Origin of the sequence: Eubacterium sp. MSJ-33, from assembly GCF_022174665.1 — a bacterium.
GTDB lineage: Bacteria > Bacillota > Clostridia > Lachnospirales > Lachnospiraceae > Coprococcus_C.
In genome coordinates this window covers 2,727,539-2,744,394 of record NZ_CP076562.1, presented here as the reverse complement: position 1 = coordinate 2,744,394, position 16,856 = coordinate 2,727,539, and the positions used below count along the sequence as shown (strand labels likewise).

The 16,856-nt window shown below is 44.6% G+C and carries 15 protein-coding genes; 2 read left to right on the top strand and 13 right to left on the bottom strand.

The genetic code is table 11. The features are described from left to right. Positions 1-101: 101 nt before the first annotated feature. From KP625_RS12720 to KP625_RS12690, 7 genes are all read right to left on the bottom strand, one after another. On the bottom strand, positions 102-1,394 hold the full coding sequence (locus KP625_RS12720) for a M20 metallopeptidase family protein (RefSeq protein ID WP_238298247.1): 1,293 nt from the start codon (positions 1,392-1,394) through the stop codon (positions 102-104). Between the two features lie 65 nt (positions 1,395-1,459). Beyond that, entirely contained in the window at positions 1,460-2,647 is a 1,188-nt protein-coding gene (gene gltS, locus KP625_RS12715; RefSeq protein ID WP_238298244.1) for a sodium/glutamate symporter, read from the bottom strand. A gap of 21 nt (positions 2,648-2,668) precedes the next feature. Continuing rightward, complete coding sequence (locus KP625_RS12710) at positions 2,669-3,646, bottom strand: TAXI family TRAP transporter solute-binding subunit (RefSeq protein WP_238298243.1); 978 nt, start codon at positions 3,644-3,646, stop codon at positions 2,669-2,671. 94 nt (positions 3,647-3,740) lie between these two features. Then, positions 3,741-4,376, bottom strand: a complete 636-nt coding sequence (locus tag KP625_RS12705; RefSeq protein WP_238298242.1) for a methylated-DNA--[protein]-cysteine S-methyltransferase — start codon at positions 4,374-4,376, stop codon at positions 3,741-3,743. A 36-nt stretch (positions 4,377-4,412) separates the two neighbouring features. Then, entirely contained in the window at positions 4,413-5,087 is a 675-nt protein-coding gene (locus KP625_RS12700; protein WP_238298241.1) for a DNA alkylation repair protein, read from the bottom strand. Between the two features lie 77 nt (positions 5,088-5,164). Beyond that, a complete protein-coding gene (locus tag KP625_RS12695; protein ID WP_238298240.1) occupies positions 5,165-6,493 on the bottom strand; it encodes an aspartate kinase in 1,329 nt (442 codons plus the stop codon). 274 nt (positions 6,494-6,767) lie between these two features. Further along, the gene (locus KP625_RS12690; protein WP_238298239.1) at positions 6,768-8,693 is read right to left on the bottom strand and encodes an RNA polymerase sigma factor; all 1,926 of its coding nucleotides are present in this window, start codon (positions 8,691-8,693) and stop codon (positions 6,768-6,770) included. Between the two features lie 172 nt (positions 8,694-8,865). On the opposite strand from KP625_RS12690, the gene KP625_RS12685 reads away from it, so the two are divergent. Next, complete coding sequence (locus KP625_RS12685; RefSeq protein WP_238298238.1) at positions 8,866-9,603, top strand: LytTR family transcriptional regulator DNA-binding domain-containing protein; 738 nt, start codon at positions 8,866-8,868, stop codon at positions 9,601-9,603. Positions 9,604-9,821: 218 nt separating this feature from the next. Further along, the gene (locus KP625_RS12680; protein ID WP_238298237.1) at positions 9,822-11,030 is read left to right on the top strand and encodes a hypothetical protein; all 1,209 of its coding nucleotides are present in this window, start codon (positions 9,822-9,824) and stop codon (positions 11,028-11,030) included. 40 nt (positions 11,031-11,070) lie between these two features. Here KP625_RS12680 and KP625_RS12675 read toward each other — a convergent pair whose 3' ends face one another. The 6 genes from KP625_RS12675 to KP625_RS12650 are packed head-to-tail and all read right to left on the bottom strand — an operon-like array spanning position 11,071 to position 16,843. Then, positions 11,071-12,123: a type IV pilus twitching motility protein PilT gene (locus KP625_RS12675; RefSeq protein WP_370641375.1), complete on the bottom strand. Its 1,053-nt coding sequence runs from the start codon at positions 12,121-12,123 to the stop codon at positions 11,071-11,073. Between the two features lie 36 nt (positions 12,124-12,159). Beyond that, positions 12,160-13,458, bottom strand: a complete 1,299-nt coding sequence (locus KP625_RS12670) for a GGDEF domain-containing protein (protein ID WP_238298235.1) — start codon at positions 13,456-13,458, stop codon at positions 12,160-12,162. A gap of 42 nt (positions 13,459-13,500) precedes the next feature. After that, the gene (locus KP625_RS12665) at positions 13,501-13,803 is read right to left on the bottom strand and encodes an STAS domain-containing protein (protein ID WP_177970456.1); all 303 of its coding nucleotides are present in this window, start codon (positions 13,801-13,803) and stop codon (positions 13,501-13,503) included. Positions 13,804-13,826: 23 nt separating this feature from the next. Further along, positions 13,827-14,255 (bottom strand): ATP-binding protein, encoded by a 429-nt coding sequence (locus KP625_RS12660; protein ID WP_238298233.1) that lies wholly within the window; start codon positions 14,253-14,255, stop codon positions 13,827-13,829. 15 nt (positions 14,256-14,270) lie between these two features. After that, positions 14,271-15,050 carry a sugar phosphate isomerase/epimerase family protein gene (locus tag KP625_RS12655; protein ID WP_238298231.1) on the bottom strand — a complete coding sequence of 260 codons (780 nt, stop codon included), beginning with the start codon at positions 15,048-15,050 and terminating at the stop codon, positions 14,271-14,273. Next, complete coding sequence (locus tag KP625_RS12650; protein ID WP_238298228.1) at positions 15,047-16,843, bottom strand: CHASE2 domain-containing protein; 1,797 nt, start codon at positions 16,841-16,843, stop codon at positions 15,047-15,049. Before KP625_RS12650 ends, KP625_RS12655 begins: the two co-directional genes overlap by 4 nt. Between the last annotated feature and the right edge of the window lie 13 nt (positions 16,844-16,856).

The following is a 16,856-nucleotide window of genomic DNA, read 5'->3' as shown; positions in this document are numbered from 1 at the left end:
TTTTATTCTTCTTTCATTAAAATTTATCTTCGACAATCACTTGGCCTGCTATGTCATACAAAGTAAATTTCTTTATTTTATACCTTCTTTTTTACTGCCCGCTATATCAGTCCCACAAGCATTGCAACCGCAGTCTTCATAATCTCATCCGGGAATTCATACTCGGCAGTATGAAGCTGTGCATGATCTTCGCCATCGCCCACACCGAAGAATGCCCCCGGCACTTCCTGCAGATAATATCCAAAATCCTCCGACCAGCGCATCGGCTGTGCAAGCTCTGTCACAGGGAATTGTAATTTCTCTGCACACGCAAAAAGCTTATCTACATTTGTATCGTGATTCTCCGTTGCCGGGAACCGCTCGATCTCCTCTATGGCTATAGTAAGCTGATTTTCTTCTGCAAGTGTCGCAGCCAGAGCTTTAATCTCATTCACATATGTGTCAAATGCATCTTCCTTTTCTGCGCGCACCGTAAGCCGCAACGTACCTTCAAACGCTGATACGCCATAATTTGCACTGCCAACATCCGCCCCAATCACAGTCATACGAACGAAATTACCCCGCGCCTGCATCTCCTTCGTGATCCGCTCGATTTCAAGCAGAAGCTTCGCCATCGGAATAGCCGGATTCCTTCCAGCTTCCGGATATGCCGCGTGGCTTGGTGTTCCGGTCATACGAATCGAAAGCCCGGTCGATGCACACGCAAATGTTCCCTTGCGAAGCAATACCTGATTCTTCGGATAGCCGGGAATATTGTGCAAACCATAGATCTCTCCGATCTGCTTTTCCGCCAGCAGTTCCTTGCAGATCTTCGCGCCCGCGCCAATCTCCTCGCCCGGCTGAAAGATCAGATACACATCACGGTCCGGCAATTCTTCCCGCTTTGAAAGATACAACGCTACGCCACACAGAATACTGCTATGCCCATCATGTCCGCAGTAATGTCCCGGTTTCCCATCCTTTCCACATACCGCATCCATATCCGCCCGGAACGCAATCGGTGCTTTTCCGCTTTCTTTCTCCGCTTTCTTCACGGCATAAAACCACACGTCTTTATCCACAATCTCGAACGTTGTATGGCGTTTTATAAATTCCTGCAATATATGCCGTGTCTTTTCTTCCTGCATGGAAGGCTCCGGATTCTCGTGGAGCTTCTTGCGCAGACTGTGAATCATATCAGAAAGCTCTTTATATCTTGTGATATGGACCTCCGGAATTGCAACATCCGCAAATGTTACAACCTCTTCCTCCATCTCTCCGTCCGCATCCGGATGCTTACATTCCACATTTCCTTGACCATGTGCAGTTCCTCCAATATGCACTTCCGGGATTGCCAGATTATCAAATGCTAGATTGAACTTTGATTTTTCCTTCTTCTCTTTCTTGTCCTTCATGCGATTCCTCCACCCTTATCCCCATTTCAAGATAAGGTTTCCTTCCAAATATTTGTCTCACTGCACTATATAATATTGATGAACAACGTAATCACCAGACTGTTAATGAAGTCCGCAAACAAACTTCCGATCAACGGTACAAGCAGATACGCTTTGACCGATGGCGCATAGCGGTCACACAGCACCTGCATGTTCGCCATTGCATTCGGTGTCGCGCCCATACCGAATCCGCATGTTCCGGCCGCAAGCACTGCCGCGTCGTAATCCTTACCCATCACACGGAATACTACAAAATATGTGTACAGGAATATAAGCAGAAGCTGTGCCCCGAGCAATATCATAAGCGGTAATGCAAGCTCCGCGAGCTGCCACAGCTTCAATGTGATCATCGCAATTCCAAGGAAAAGCGACAGACAGATCCCACCAAGGTTGTTGATCTCACCCATATAGATGTCAAATTTTCCGGAATACTCGCCGACATTTCGAACAATCGCCGCGACGATCATGGCTCCGATATAGATAGGAAATGTAAGTCCCGTCTTCGTCAGAAGTTCTGAGATGATCGTACCAAGTCCGACTGCCAGAATCAGCTGAAACACAGCTGCGGCATACATATTCGAATGTCTCTCATGCTTCTTTTCTTCCTCGACCAACAGGCTGTCATCCTCCGTCACGATTGTATCGAGCAAATGCTTCTTCTCAATCAGACGTTTTCCGATCGGCCCACCAATCAGACTTCCTGCCACCAGGCCGAAGGTTGCCGCTGCCGTACAGATTGTCGTTGCACCCTGTACATTAAAATCCTCAAGCACCGGTCCAAATGCGCCTGCTGTTCCGTGTCCGCCGACCATCGGAATCGAACCGGTACAAAGTCCGACTAGCGAGTCAAGTCCGATCAGATGTGACACGCCGACTGCCAGTAAGTTCTGCATAAAAATCAGGGCAATGACTAATCCAAGGAAGATCGCAAGTGCCTTTCCTCCACTCTTTAGCACCTTCAGATTCGCCTGAAATCCCACCGATGTAAAGAAGAATACCATACAGACTTCCCGTAGCGTATCATCAAATGTAAATTCCACCACCCCTGTGCTATATAAAACACAAGTCAGTACCGAAAAGATCAATCCGCCGACCACCGGAGATGGGATACAGAACTTTTCCAGGAAATTTATTTTCTGTTTCAAGAATTGTCCAAGCATCAGCACCACGACCGAAAGTGCCAATGTCTGATACATATCAATTTGTATTTCCATGTAAAATGGTTCTCCTATCTGTTAATTTTCTTGTGCATCTACCGTGATGCCCTGTGACGTATAATATGCTTTTGCGCCCGGATGAAATGGAAGCTGCACACCATCCACAGCCGCATTTACATCCGCTATTTCCTTTAACGAAGTTGCATACTCGATTTCTGTTGCATGCGCAAAAAGCTGCCTTGTAAGTTTTTCGGCTGTCTCATCGGACATCTTCTCACTCGCAAGCAACAGTGCCTTGACACCGACCGTTGCTATCTGCTCCGTCTGTCCATTGTAAGTGTTCGCCGGAATCTCACACGTTTCATACGATGAATATGCAAGCTTCAGCTTATCCACGGTCTTCGCATCGATCGGAACAAGCGCAATCTCACAGCTATCTGCAAGCTCCGCAATCACATTGGTCTGCACACCGCCTGTGTAAAACATCGCATCAATCTCGCCGGTTTTTAACTTCTCTGCTGCCTCAATATACGTCAGATTGACCGTCTCTGTAATCGGCGAAGCAAGCCCACTCACCTGTAAAATCTGCAATGCATTCCGCTCAGTTCCAGACTCCGATTCTCCAACACTCACCGTCTTTCCCTGCAGATTATCTAAGCTTTTGATTCCGGAATCCTTGCGCACAACAATCTGGCACGCCTCGGTATAAAGCCCTGCCAGTACGCGGTATCCCTGATAGGATTCCCCTTTTTCATCCGTTCCATAATACGCGGCTGTGGCAAGATCGGCCTGTGCAATTGCCACATCTACATATCCCTCGGACAGCAGCCGCAGGTTCGCCATCGACCCGGCCGTTGATTTTATGTTGAATTTCATTTCCGCATCCTCTGCATTTGCAAGTTGCGTATATGCAGTCGCAAATGCATAATATCCGCCACCAACACCTGCCGCACCAAACCGGATGGTATCCTGCCGCACATTACAGCCGGTCAGACTTACGCAACCGACGGTAAATGCCAACAGCACCACTGCTATCTTCTTTATCTTATTCTTCAAACTGTTCCACTCCTTTATATTTCTCTGTAAATATTCCGTCCATTCTTCAACGCACTGCTATAATTGCCATCCCACTGAACGCTTACCCGTTTCTTTAATTCTCCGATAGTTTCATTCCATACGTTTCAAGATCCACGCGTCCATCCACGACCATAATTCCATCTGCCGCAAGCAGTTGCTCCTGTACATTCGCACCGCCAAACGCGAACGCTCCGGCAAGCTCGCCCTTCGCATTCACCACGCGATAACATGGGATATGCTCCGGATCCGGATTCCTGTGCAGTGCATTTCCTACCGCACGCGCCATCTTCTTATCTCCGGCAAGTTCTGCGACCTGTCCGTATGTTGCCACCTTTCCACGCGGAATCTTCTTCACTGCCTCATAGATACGCTTCGATGGACTGTCGGTGACAAGCCGATAGCTCTCCGCAATCATTTCCCGCACCGCATCGTCCGGCACACTTCCATCTAAGATTATCGTGTTCCAATGCTCCCGGTTCTGATGCCACCCCGGTAGAACCGACTCGAAGGCATCCCGCCAATAATCACGCCACTCCGGGTCTACCTTGACATTCAAATTCATATAACCATTCCGTTCATATGTCCACAAAAACACTTTCCTACTTCCCTTCACACGTACCAGCTGCCAGTTATCATCATGAAACGGTGCATCCTGATATGTGTCCGGAAAGGACAGCGCAAACGCTAAGGCTTCTTCTCTTGTCTGCATCTTCCCTGCCTCCATACTTTTTATTATAGTACACGCTTACCGGAATGTCTTTAAATACGCCTTCTGCTCATCCGTGATCCGGTAGCTCTCCACCGCCTTCTGAATCGTCTTTCTGTGCACCCACGGCGATAGTCTCCGCTCTTTGATATATGGGATGCACGTCTCCCACTGCTTGGCAAGTGCGGTAGCAAAATACCACGCGATCATCATATTCACATAATATTCTTCCGATGTGACCGCCGCAACCATCGCCGGATATTCCGGCTTAAAATCCGCATCTAAGTATAACCGCATCAAAAGTCCTATGCCATAGCGGATCGTGTAGGTCTCCCCGGATGCAAGAAATGTGCGGATCTCCGGAAGCAGTTTTTCCTTATGTTTCGCAAAACATTTCGGAACCGGGAAATCGCATGTCGCCCAGTTGTCAACGTATGGCAGCATGCGCTTTACCTCATATAAACACTGCACATAGTCCTTGATGCCACCGATCAGCATCATGTGCAGATTATTTTCTTCATAGTAGGTATGTGGCAGCTCCCGCAAAAATGCTTCCACGCCATCTTCTCTTGCAAACGCCTTCGCAAAGTTCCGCAACACCGGTGTCCGGATTCCAATCACATGTGCTGGTTCAATATTCGGTATCAATTTTGAGTGAAATGCCTGATACTTTTTATCCTGCAATTCAAACAATCTTCGCTGTAGCTCCGTCATATCTTTTGTCTCCCAAGTTATATACAACAACGAGCAGGCATTCCCAGCCTGCTCGTTAAAATCAGATATCTTTAGAATTAGTTCTTCTTTTTATCTACAATAAATGTATCATAAATTGCCCTGATTGCAGGCTCGAAGTCTTTGTTTTTAACACCGATAATAATATTCAGCTCAGAAGATCCCTGATCAATCATCTTGATGTTGATTCCATCCTTTGCAAGCGCACTGAATAACTTACCGGCAGTACCACTTGCAGATTTCATGCCACGTCCAACGACTGCGATCAGTGCAAGTCCTGACTCGATCTCAACCGAATCCGGTTTCGCGAGGCGATGGATTGCCGATACCACCCGCTGCTCCTTGTGCATGAATTCATCCTCATGCACAACAATCGTCATGGTGTCAATACCGGATGGCATATGCTCAAATGAAATCTCGTTTTCTTCAAAAGCCTGAAGTACTTTTCTTCCAAATCCTATCTCGGAATTCATCATTGCCTTGGAGATAAAAATCGTACAGAAATCCTTCTTACCTGCGATACCTGTCACAACATAATCCTGCTTCTGGCATGTGCTCTCAACAATCCATGTACCCGGATCTTCCGGTGCATTTGTATTACGGATATTGATCGGTATACCACAGTTACGGACAGGGAAAATCGCATCTTCATGCAGAACGGATGCTCCCATATAAGAAAGCTCACGAAGCTCTCTGTAAGTAATATATTTAATCGGCTTTGGATTCGGAACGATACGTGGATCAGCTACAAGGAAACCGGACACATCTGTCCAGTTCTCGTACACATCTGCCTGACTTGCCTGTGCAACGATAGATCCTGTCACATCTGAACCGCCACGGGAAAATGTCTTGACATTCCCATCTTTGCCAAGTCCGTAAAATCCGGGAACAACTGCACGTGGTGCCTTTGACAGTCTCTCACTAAGAACCTTCTCTGTCTTATAGTTGTTGAGATTCCCCTCTGCATTGAAGAAGATAACCTCTGCGGCATCAATAAATTCAACGCCAAGATATGCCGCCATAATCTTGCCATTCAGAAATTCTCCTCTGGACGCTGCATAATCAACCTGCGGATTCTCAACCAGTTTCTTTGCGATTTCTTCAAAATCCTTATCCAGCGAGAAATCTTTCAGTGCAAGCCCTGTAATAATCTCGTCATATCTTGCCTTGATTGCTTTCATCTCTTCCGCAATATCTTCCCCTGCTTTTGCTGTCTCATACACATGGAGAAGCATATCTGTTACCTTCGTATCTTCCGGAAATCTCTTTCCCGGTGCAGATGGAACAACATAGACGCGACTCTCATCGGCTGAAATGATTGCTCCAACCTTCTTGAACTGTTCCGCACTTGCCAATGAACTACCACCGAATTTTACAACTTTCTTCATAATCTTCCATATATCCTTTTTGGTTTAGTATTTTGATATTTTGTATTTTATACACTTTTCAACAATATAGCAAGAGATAATTATACATCTTCTCTTTTATTTTCCTTCTGTTTTTTTCTCCTGCAGACTCTTCCGTTCACTTATTTTTGATTTTTGTCCATATTTTCTCTCTCATTTTTGTCTTTAATTTTCAAAAAATGTTTTATTTTGTTTATCGTCTCAGTTTTAAACCACCATATTGACATTTTACACCTATTTCATTATTCCGGTAGCTTTATTGCTGCGTTGAATAATCCACAAGCACAAAGCTCGCCGGATATTCTTTTTTCGATGCTGCCAAGGCATCCTGCAGATTGGCTGTATGCCCGGTCTTTGCCGAATACATATCACCAGCAATATAATCCATGCCACTTGCCGTATAATCATATACTTCAAACGTTACATCAAATGATGCCTTGTCCTGATACATTTGCGCAAATTCCTGATACTCCGCTCCTGTATCATCCGAATCCGATATATCCCAATCATTTATATTCGTTCTTGTCATATAGCCGCTGCATCCCGCAAACAAAGCAAATTGTCCTGTATAATGTGCATATGTCCCATTCATTGTCACAAGCAGATCATGATCAGTCTTATTTTCAACATAAAAGATTGGATAAGCATTAAATGAGCTTCTCTCCGGTGCATTATGCACTTCGGCTCCTATATAAGTAATACGCAATTCGTCGTTGTCAACAAGTACCTGATCCGTTTCCGCCGGTGTCCGTGTATAAGCCTTCGCCTGCGTCTCTTTATCCTCTGTAAAATCAATCTCCTGCACGCTATGATCCTGCAGGACCGGCTCTGCCAGTTCTCCTTCTGTATAGACCGCGAGCTCGATTTTTGCCCGGGTCATCGGATCTCTGCCTGCCTTGTATGGCATGATTCCATTGCAGTTATTTGCACAGATTTCCATATTTTCCCGTCCCGGATCTAAGTACCACCAGTTTGTTGCTTCCCAGTCATAATCCATACATTCATCGTTTACACTCCGGATTTGCAGGTCATAATAAACCAGTTTATCCGTCTTATTTGTCACCGTATAATAAATAAGACAGTCTTCCCCCGTCCATGCTTCCGGATCCAACTGATACATCGGCATTTCTTCCTCGCTTGGAACATAGCCCTGTTCATATACACGTTTGATTGTCAATGTTATATACTCATCATCGCAGACGGTTATCTCTACCGGACGGTAATGGTTGCCTGTATCCGGTTTTTTGTTGTGTGTAAGGATACCGGCTGTCACACCTCCGGCAACAAGTGCAGCCGCTGTCACACCTGCAATCACCTTTGCCTTTAACGTCTGAAAGAGGCCTTTTATTCCTGCTTTTCCTGCTACACCCGCTGCCTTCGCTCCTGCTGCAGTTCCGGCAATGCCCGCTGCTTTCGCTCCTGCTGCAGTTCCAGCAATGCCCGCCGCTTTCGCTCCTGCTGCAGTTCCAGCAATGCCCGCTGCTTTCGCTCCTGCTGCAGTTCCAGCAATGCCCGCTGCTCCCGCAAAAATATTGCTTATTACATTCGGAATATTCAAAGATTGTGACTCTGCTATAAAAATCGCAGTAAGCAGTGCAACACTGCCGGAGGAATACAGCTTGATTCCGCTTGTATCCTCATAATCCTGCACACCGTTCCGAATTTTCCCCCGCGCGGTTGACAGCCGGTATTTGACTGTCCCCTCCGGGCATTCCATGCAGGCTGCAATCTCCGGTACGCTCATCCCGTCAAAATAATATAAAATAATCGTCTGGTACTGCACTGCTGACAGCTCTTCCTGCATGATCGTCAAAATGATCTTTCGTTTTTCAGCATTCAGTACATAGCTTTCCGGCAGGAAATTGTCATTTTCCTCCAGCAATTCTGTATCGATGCTGTTTTCTTCTAACGGCTCCGGGATCTTCTTCATCAGAAAATCCTTGCATTTGTTCACGGCAATCCGGTTTAACCATGCCACAATCCGCTCCGGGTTTTCAAGCTGTTGCAGATGCGTGAGTGCCGTGATGTATGTATCCTGCATCACATCCAGCGTATTTTGTTCGTTCTTTAAAAAGCTGAACGCCGTATAATACACCTGCCGGTATGTTGCCTGATAAATCTCCTCAAACGCCTGCGTGTCTCCGTTTATAACACGGGTTATCAATTTCTGAATTTGTTCCATATGCTTATTCCTTTCTTCCTTATTACGTTATATAGACGTTATATGCGCACCTTTGGTTGGGTTTTTTCAAAATTTCTTGAAATCCATCGTTTTATGGGTCTTTCGTTGACTTCTACATTTTTCTTTGCTAAACTCACATCATAGATATTAAAGTAATTTTAGGAGTTTTGCAATGGACAGCAAAATATTAAAATATTTCAAGAAAAACCATATTCAGATTGAAGATATCAAATATCTGACACGTGTTGATGGTAAAACGTGTATTCACACGATGGATAATCAGACATTCCTTACTTATATAACAATCAAAGACTTTTTTGAATCATTGGAACTGCATGATTTTATCTGTGTAAACAAAGGGATTGTCGTTGCCAAAAATCAGATTAATTATATTGAAGATGGCATCTATCATATGCTCGATGGTGCCGAATTTCAGGGGAGGAAACGTACGGCAGCCGCCCACAAAAAGCTGAATGCGACCTTACACCAAAGCATTGCGGACAGCATCGAGACAGTGGTCGATATCCGAAACCGTTTTTCGATTCTGGACAATATGCCGATTGCCTTCTGTGTTATTGAGCTTATATTCAACAATGACGGACATGGGATTGATTTTGTATTCCGTTATTGCAACAATGAGATGGCAGTTATCGAAGGAAAAACGATTGAAGAAATGATGAATCATTCTTTCTTCTCAGTATTTCCGAATGCTGACAAAAAATGGCTGGTTGCATATACAGATGTTGCTGTCAATGGTAGTAGCCGTTACATCCGCGATTATAGTCCGGAAATAAACAAAGAGATTTTTGTGCGCTGTTTTCAGCCACTCGAAGGTTTTTGCGCCTGTCTTCTGACGCCGGTGGATGACCTGAACAAGGCGCTTCCTGCCACACATCTTCCCAACCGTTAACCGGCACCTGTTACAACCGTTCAACACGTACTGACCAAAGTTCACGGAGAGGCGATATGAAACATTCTTTCAAGCAAAACAACAGTTTGAAATCACACAGGAACCTATGCAGAACGATTCTCATCGGAATCGTTTCTTTTCTTGTTTTCACGTTTCTGGAAGTTTTTTTACTTTCCGCTGTTTCCCTGATTCCGCGTTCTGCCATCCGAAAACATACAATGGAGTCAGCGGAATATTTTCTGGAAAAGCCGGTATTTTATCGTGTGGTAAAACAGGATCCTGCCTCTAACATCGACCACTATGCGGATGCGATCCTTCTGAATATCCTATATCACTTTGATTCGGCTCATCCGGTTACCTCGCCGCTTACTTCTTCTTATTATTATACAGAAACGCATAATGAAAATGAAAATCTCTATACAGCAGTAACCTCCGACGTAACACCTACCTACGATTATTTCCGGTATTGGCATGGTTCAACTATTTTCATACGTCCATTGCTAACGATATTAAACATCAGGCAGATTTATGTCTTTTTTGCCATTATACTGGCATTACTATTTGTCGTTTTATTTACGCAGCTGACGAAATCCGGACACACAATCTGTGCTTTGGCTATGTCCGTTGCGCTTTTGTCAGTATCGTTCTGGTTCATTCCTATGAGTCTCGAATACATCTGGTGCTTTCTGATTATGCTCATTGCAGGCATCCTTACGATATTGCTCTATCAGAAGAAACAGGAGGTATCTGGACTATTCTTCCTGCTTGTCGGCAATATCACCGCATATTTTGATTTCTTGTCAACAGAGACAATTACACTCCTTTTTCCTCTTGCATTGTTGCTTGTCCTGATGCAGGAAAATAACCGGTTATCCAATGCAAAAACCGGTTTTAAAATCATTCTGTCGCGTTCTGGCTGCTGGGGCATCGGCTATCTGGCTTCCTGGATTGCCAAATGGAGCATTACATCGATTGCGCTAAAAAGAAATATCTTTGCACAGGCTTTATCATCCGCCTCCACACGGGTAAATGGAGATGCCGGCAACCTGCATGGGCCGGTGCTTTCTATAAATGCATTTCTACGGAATATCGCATGTATATTCCCGTTTAATTTCATGAAAGGATTCGGATATATCGCCGCAATCGGCGTTTTTGTATTATTGTTAATGGTGTATTATCTGTTCCGAAAGAACGAAAAAAAGAATTATATGCCATGGTTATTCACAGTTTTATACTGTATTCCGTATATCCGGTTTCTGACACTTGCAAACCACACCTTTTTGCATTATTTCTTTACTTACCGGGCGCAATTTGCAAGTATCTTCTGTCTCTGCATGATCTTCTATTACGGAGTGGACTGGAAGCTTGTATCTAAGGAATTCTTAAATTCCCACAAACGCCATCGTACCAACACAAGAAAATCATAACAAACCCGAATATTCATATAGCTTCATGTCTGAGCCTGCTCTATCTCTGTGTCTCAAAGTCCTTCACATTCGTGCTATATTTTCTTGCCATTTCTTCTGTAATCTTCTGTTCACGAACCAGACGTTTCAGATCTGCATTCAGTGTGTGCATGCCAAGAGCCGCACCACCCTGCATAGAAGATATAATCTGATGTGTCTTATTCTCACGAATCTGGTTTGCAATCGCATCTGTATTGATCAGAATCTCCGTTGCCATTGCCATTCCGGTTCCATCCTCCATCGGGACAAGCTGTTGCGTTACGATTCCCCGGAGAACATTCGCAAGCTGGGTACGTGCCTGTGACTGTCCATGTGCCGGATATGCATCAATAATACGCTCAATCGTCTGTGCCGCACTCGTTGTATGTAATGTAGAAAGTACAAGATGTCCGGTTTCTGCAGCCGTAATTGCCGCACTGATTGTCTCATAATCACGCATCTCGCCTACCAGGATAATATCCGGATCCTCGCGCAAAGATGAACGGAGTGCCTTTGCGAACGAATCTACATCTCTTCCGACTTCTCTTTGATGTATCATGGATTTTGCATGATAATACACATACTCAATCGGATCTTCAATCGTCATAACATGTTTTGCCTGTTTCTGATTTACATAGTCAATCATAGATGCAAGCGTGGTTGTCTTACCGCTTCCGGTTGGTCCTGTGATGAGTACCAGTCCACGCGGTTCCAAAATCAGCTTCCGGATTGCATCCGGGACATGTAATTCCTGAAATGTCGGAATCTTTGAACGAAGAATACGATAAGTCGCTGCGATATTATTTCTCTGGTGATAAATATTGGCACGCAGTCTTGTACCATCTTTTGTCATCAAAGCAAAATCCAGATCCTCGCCCGCCTTTACCTGTGCAATCTGTTCCTCGCTAAGTTCACTGAAGATAAGTTCCGTTGCTTCCTCCGCCGATGGTGCCGGCTCCATAATCTCCAGATTTCCAAACCGGCGAAGCGCAATATTTGTACCAACTGTCACATGTACGTCCGACGCCTCTTCTTTTTTTGCATAATCAATCAGTTCACGAAATGTCATTCCCATTTTTCACCCTCCATTTTTAGTGTTTTTCAAATACCCTTACCGGATTTCTTCTCCCGGTTTTTTCTTTGCCTTCTTGTCCTCGTACATTCTCTCATCTGCGAGCTTCAAAAGTGCTGCATAATCATACTCTTTTTCACCATATGCGACACCAACTGCAACGACACAGTCAATACCGTCTTCTGCCGTATTCAGTCTTGCCAGTTCATCCTCCCAGCGTTGCCGGATTGTATCCACCTCAGTCTCAGATACATTCTCCGCAACAAGCAGGAATTCATCACCACCCATACGGAATGCATGCACACGGTTGCTTGTCACCTTGCGGAAACTGTTTGCCGCCTTGATAATCAGCTTATCTCCTGCCTCATGACCGAACTGGTCATTCATCTTCTTTAAATTATTGACATCGAAGTTGAAAATTGCGATAGAATCTAAAGACAGGAACTCTTTTTCTGCCATCTCCAGATATTTTGCCTTGTTATAAAGTCCGGTCAAACCATCATGTTCGCTTGCATATACCAGTTTCTCACGCATAACTCCATTTTCAATATACAGGCTGATTACACTTTTTAATGTTGATTCATTCATGGACTCCCAATCCATATTCGGCCATACCCCAAGGTAAAGCGCATATCGCTGTCCGGAAATCTCACCACTTACGAGCATCCGATATGTACTGTCATCCTTCGCCCCGTTTAAGCGGAGAACCTCCTGCACTTTTTCATCAAAGCTTCCGAACAGTACATCATCCTCGCAGCCACTCTCAAACAACTCTGCCACGCCCGCATCATAACTGATCCGGTCATTACTATACAAATTTCCCATCTTATTGTAAGTGATGATATCCATGACCTCATCTCTTTGTATCATAAAATAAGCTTTGCTTGTATTAAAGTAATCCGCAAGCATCGGAAGCAGTTCATAATATGTCTCTGACAGCTTCTCCAAAACCGCAGTCTGGAACTTAGAGAGCTTTCGGAAAAATCCCATGTATTTCGTGATATCACGGTTCAGTCCCATATATTCCGTGATGTCGGTAATCTGATGAATCTTATACTTTTTTCCTTCTTTTTCAAAAAGTCCGGAATTGAATTTGAAATATTTTTTCGTGTTTGTATCAATATATTCCCATTCAACAGCATCCCCGCCAATCTCCAATGCCGGGCACTCGTCATTCCATACAAAAATCTCTTCCGCATCCATGCCGACAACAGCATCCCCGTATTTCTTCCGGAAATACGAATCCGCATAGACAATCTCCGCAGACCCCTCTGCAACAATTGTGATTCCTCCTACCTTGTCAGCCATAAACTGTACAATTTCTTCTTTGAAATCCATAGTAACCTCCCTTTTTGCCATACATATATGTTGCAGATTCTGCTATGCAAATGTCAGAATATCCGCAAATCCTGTCATCTCAAATACTTCCATCACATCGCCAATCACATTCTTTACGACCATGGATCCGCCTAATCCATTCATCTTCTTCTGCGCCCATAGAATCGCACGAAGTCCGGAACTTGCCACATAATCGCAGGCATCCATATCAAGTTCAAATTCCTTCACTGGATCTACGAGCAGCTCCTCAAGCTCCTTCATCATGATTGGTGCAGCATTCGTATCCAGACGTCCGGATACACTGACGATAAGCTTATTACCTTCTTGTTCTTTTTTCAGTTCCATAATATCCCTCCTGCTCCGGCAGCTTATATCTGCCATTTTTTAATCATTGTAACTATATTTTCTTGTTGCTTATATTCATAGGACACGGTATCCATGATGTTTTTCACCATGTAAATACCCAGTCCGCCGATTTCTCTTTCATCCACAGATAACGTGATATCCGGGTCTTCTTTCGCAAAAGGATCAAACGGCACGCCCTGATCCCGCATACAGATACAGACTTCATTTTCTGTTTCATATGCTTTTCCTTCCAGTTCAATTGTACAGTTTCCAACCCTTGAGCCATATGCGTAATTTACAACATTGGCGTACAGTTCTTCCACACACAATAGGATCTTCATTGCAATCTTCATCGGACACGCATAATCTTCCAGGAATGCTTCAACAAAAGAAGTGACCTTATCCAGATATTCCATTGACGCTTCTACGGTAATTGCTTTTTTATTTTCCAATCGTCACGCCCTCCATCACAGACTTTCCAGAAAATTCAGCGATTTCCGGATCTTTTCCATGCCGTTTACTTCAATTAATACGGTTGCTTCCGGAAAATAGTTTTCATAATAATTCTTAAACTTCACCCAGTCGATCTTCCCATCTCCCACAGCCAGATGCAGATCCTGTCTGAAATCATTGTCGTTGATATGAAGATGCTTCACATATGGTGCCAATGTCTGCACCCACAATCCAATCTCGTCTGAATTTCCAAACACATGGGCATGGGCATAATCAAAGCAGACACCGAAATTCTTATATCCTTTTAGTTCCTCCGCGAGTCCCGCAAGCAGTTCCGGTGTATCATCAAACATATTTTCCATGTAAATCTGTATGTCCGGATATTTTAACAGCTTCCCGCTCCAATATGCGGCATTCTTCTTCACAAAACTGTCCCGATAACTGTCTGTCTTAAAATTGGCAATATAATTCGTATGAAATACAACCCCTTTTACACCAAGACGCTTCGCTATCGTCAGACTCTGTTCCACGCGATAGTCCGATGCCCGTGCAATCAGCGAATCATCGGAAAACACCGTCACATCCAGAAAAGCACCATGCAAGGTACAATAGCCGGGCATTCCGGTCGTCTGTTCATACCCCCCTATCACTGTGTCCAGTTGTTCTGTATCATCCAGCAGCTTCGGGATAAAAAAATCATTGTATTCAAATCCAAGATCCAGCCGGTCTGCAAGCTTTGTATACGAAGAAAGCTCCGCTCTATCCGGGATGATCAGTATTTTCTTACATCTCATGTTGCACGCTCCCCCTTTATTCCGGTCACTGCATAGACAAATACTTCGTTCGACTTGCCCTTCAAAGGAATCGCTCCGACTTCTTCCACTTCCACACGGTCTTTCACTCTCTCATACAGAACATCACTGATCAAAACCTGCCCTTTCTTTGCGTTCGCCTCTAACCGTGCTGCTGTATTTACGGTATCTCCGATTGCCGTAAAATCCATACGGAAATCACATCCGATATTACCAACAACTGCAGGACCGCAATTGACGCCGACTCCAAATCCGACACTTCTGCCAAACCGTTCCATCAACTCTCCCTCTAATGCAATTCCACCCTGAACAATATCCCATGCCGCGCATACTGCACGGAACTCATAGTCATCCAGATCAAACGGAGAATTAAACACCGCCATCGTTGCGTCGCCGACAAACTTATCAAGCGTACCTTTGTTTTTGAAGATAGCTTCTGTCGTAAGTGCCAGATAACTGTTCAGTATCTCAACAACCTGCTCCGGCTCCAACACCTCCGACATCGTTGTAAATCCCCGGATGTCCACGAACAGCACTGCAATATCCCGGTTCTCACCGCCAAGCTTGATATGAAAATCCCCCTTCTTCGAGATTTCATCCACAATCTCAGGTGCCACATATTTCTTGAATGCTTTTAATACCTTCTTCTGCTTCAACTTCTCCAGAATATAACCGATTGCCAGACAATATATGTAGGAGACAATCAGCACAAGCGGCGCATAAATCAGACTGATGGCAATTCCATTGTTATTAAGTATTACTCCTGCAATCAGGTTTGCTGCCACACCTGCTATCAGCAATATTGCCGATAGCCAGATCTTCGTCCGTTTGAACACAAAATGCAGAATCGCGCAGACAAATCCGGTTAACAAGCCGAACAGGAACGGATTTCCATTCACGGAAAACCGGTTCTGCATAAACGCCTGCAGGATATTCGCATGGATTTCTACTCCGTACATCTGCTGATTGCCACCGTTTGGCACGTTGAAGTTATCCTGCATACCTGCCGCATACGCACCGACTAAAACGATGCTGTCTTTGAATACGCGGGTATCAATCTTTCCCTGTAACACATCTACAAGAGAGATACACTCATAATCACCCGGCTTGCCGGAATAATTAATCAAGGTACGTCCGGTCTTGTCCGATGCAATTGTATTGATTGTCTGTCCTGTCTTCTCACAGTAACGTTCATAGATTGCCTGTGGGAACATCGTCTGTTCCTGTCCTGCATAGCTTTCTTTCATCAATACACGCCGGACTGTACGATCCGAATCCTGCGATACATTTGTATAAGCGCATGTCACTTCCGACCGGAGTGCTTCGTATGGATAGATAATCGCATCGATCGGATAATACTTCACACCATCTGCATCAAACTCAGGCTTTTCCTTGTAGATCAGCTGGGATGCCACAACTACATTTCCACTCTTTTTTGCTGCATTTACAAACGCTTCATCCCCTGCTTCATCTACATTTCCGGAGAAAATGATATCGAATCCGACAACTGCCGGCTTTGAAGCTTCGTCTGCATTCAATAGTTCCAGCAAATCTGCATAGTACTGTCTGGACCATGTTCCGATTGGCCCAAGTTCCTCTAATGTGCGCTCATCGATTCCGATAATCTTGATATCTCCTGACACGCCCCGCGGTCTCTGGTATAGTGCATCTTTCACAATATAATCAAGTGGTGAAATCAAATTGCCGATTGTCATCAGAAACACAAGCAGCCACACAATCACCGCTTCCAGTAAATCCCGAATAATATTCTTCATAAACCCCTCTTAT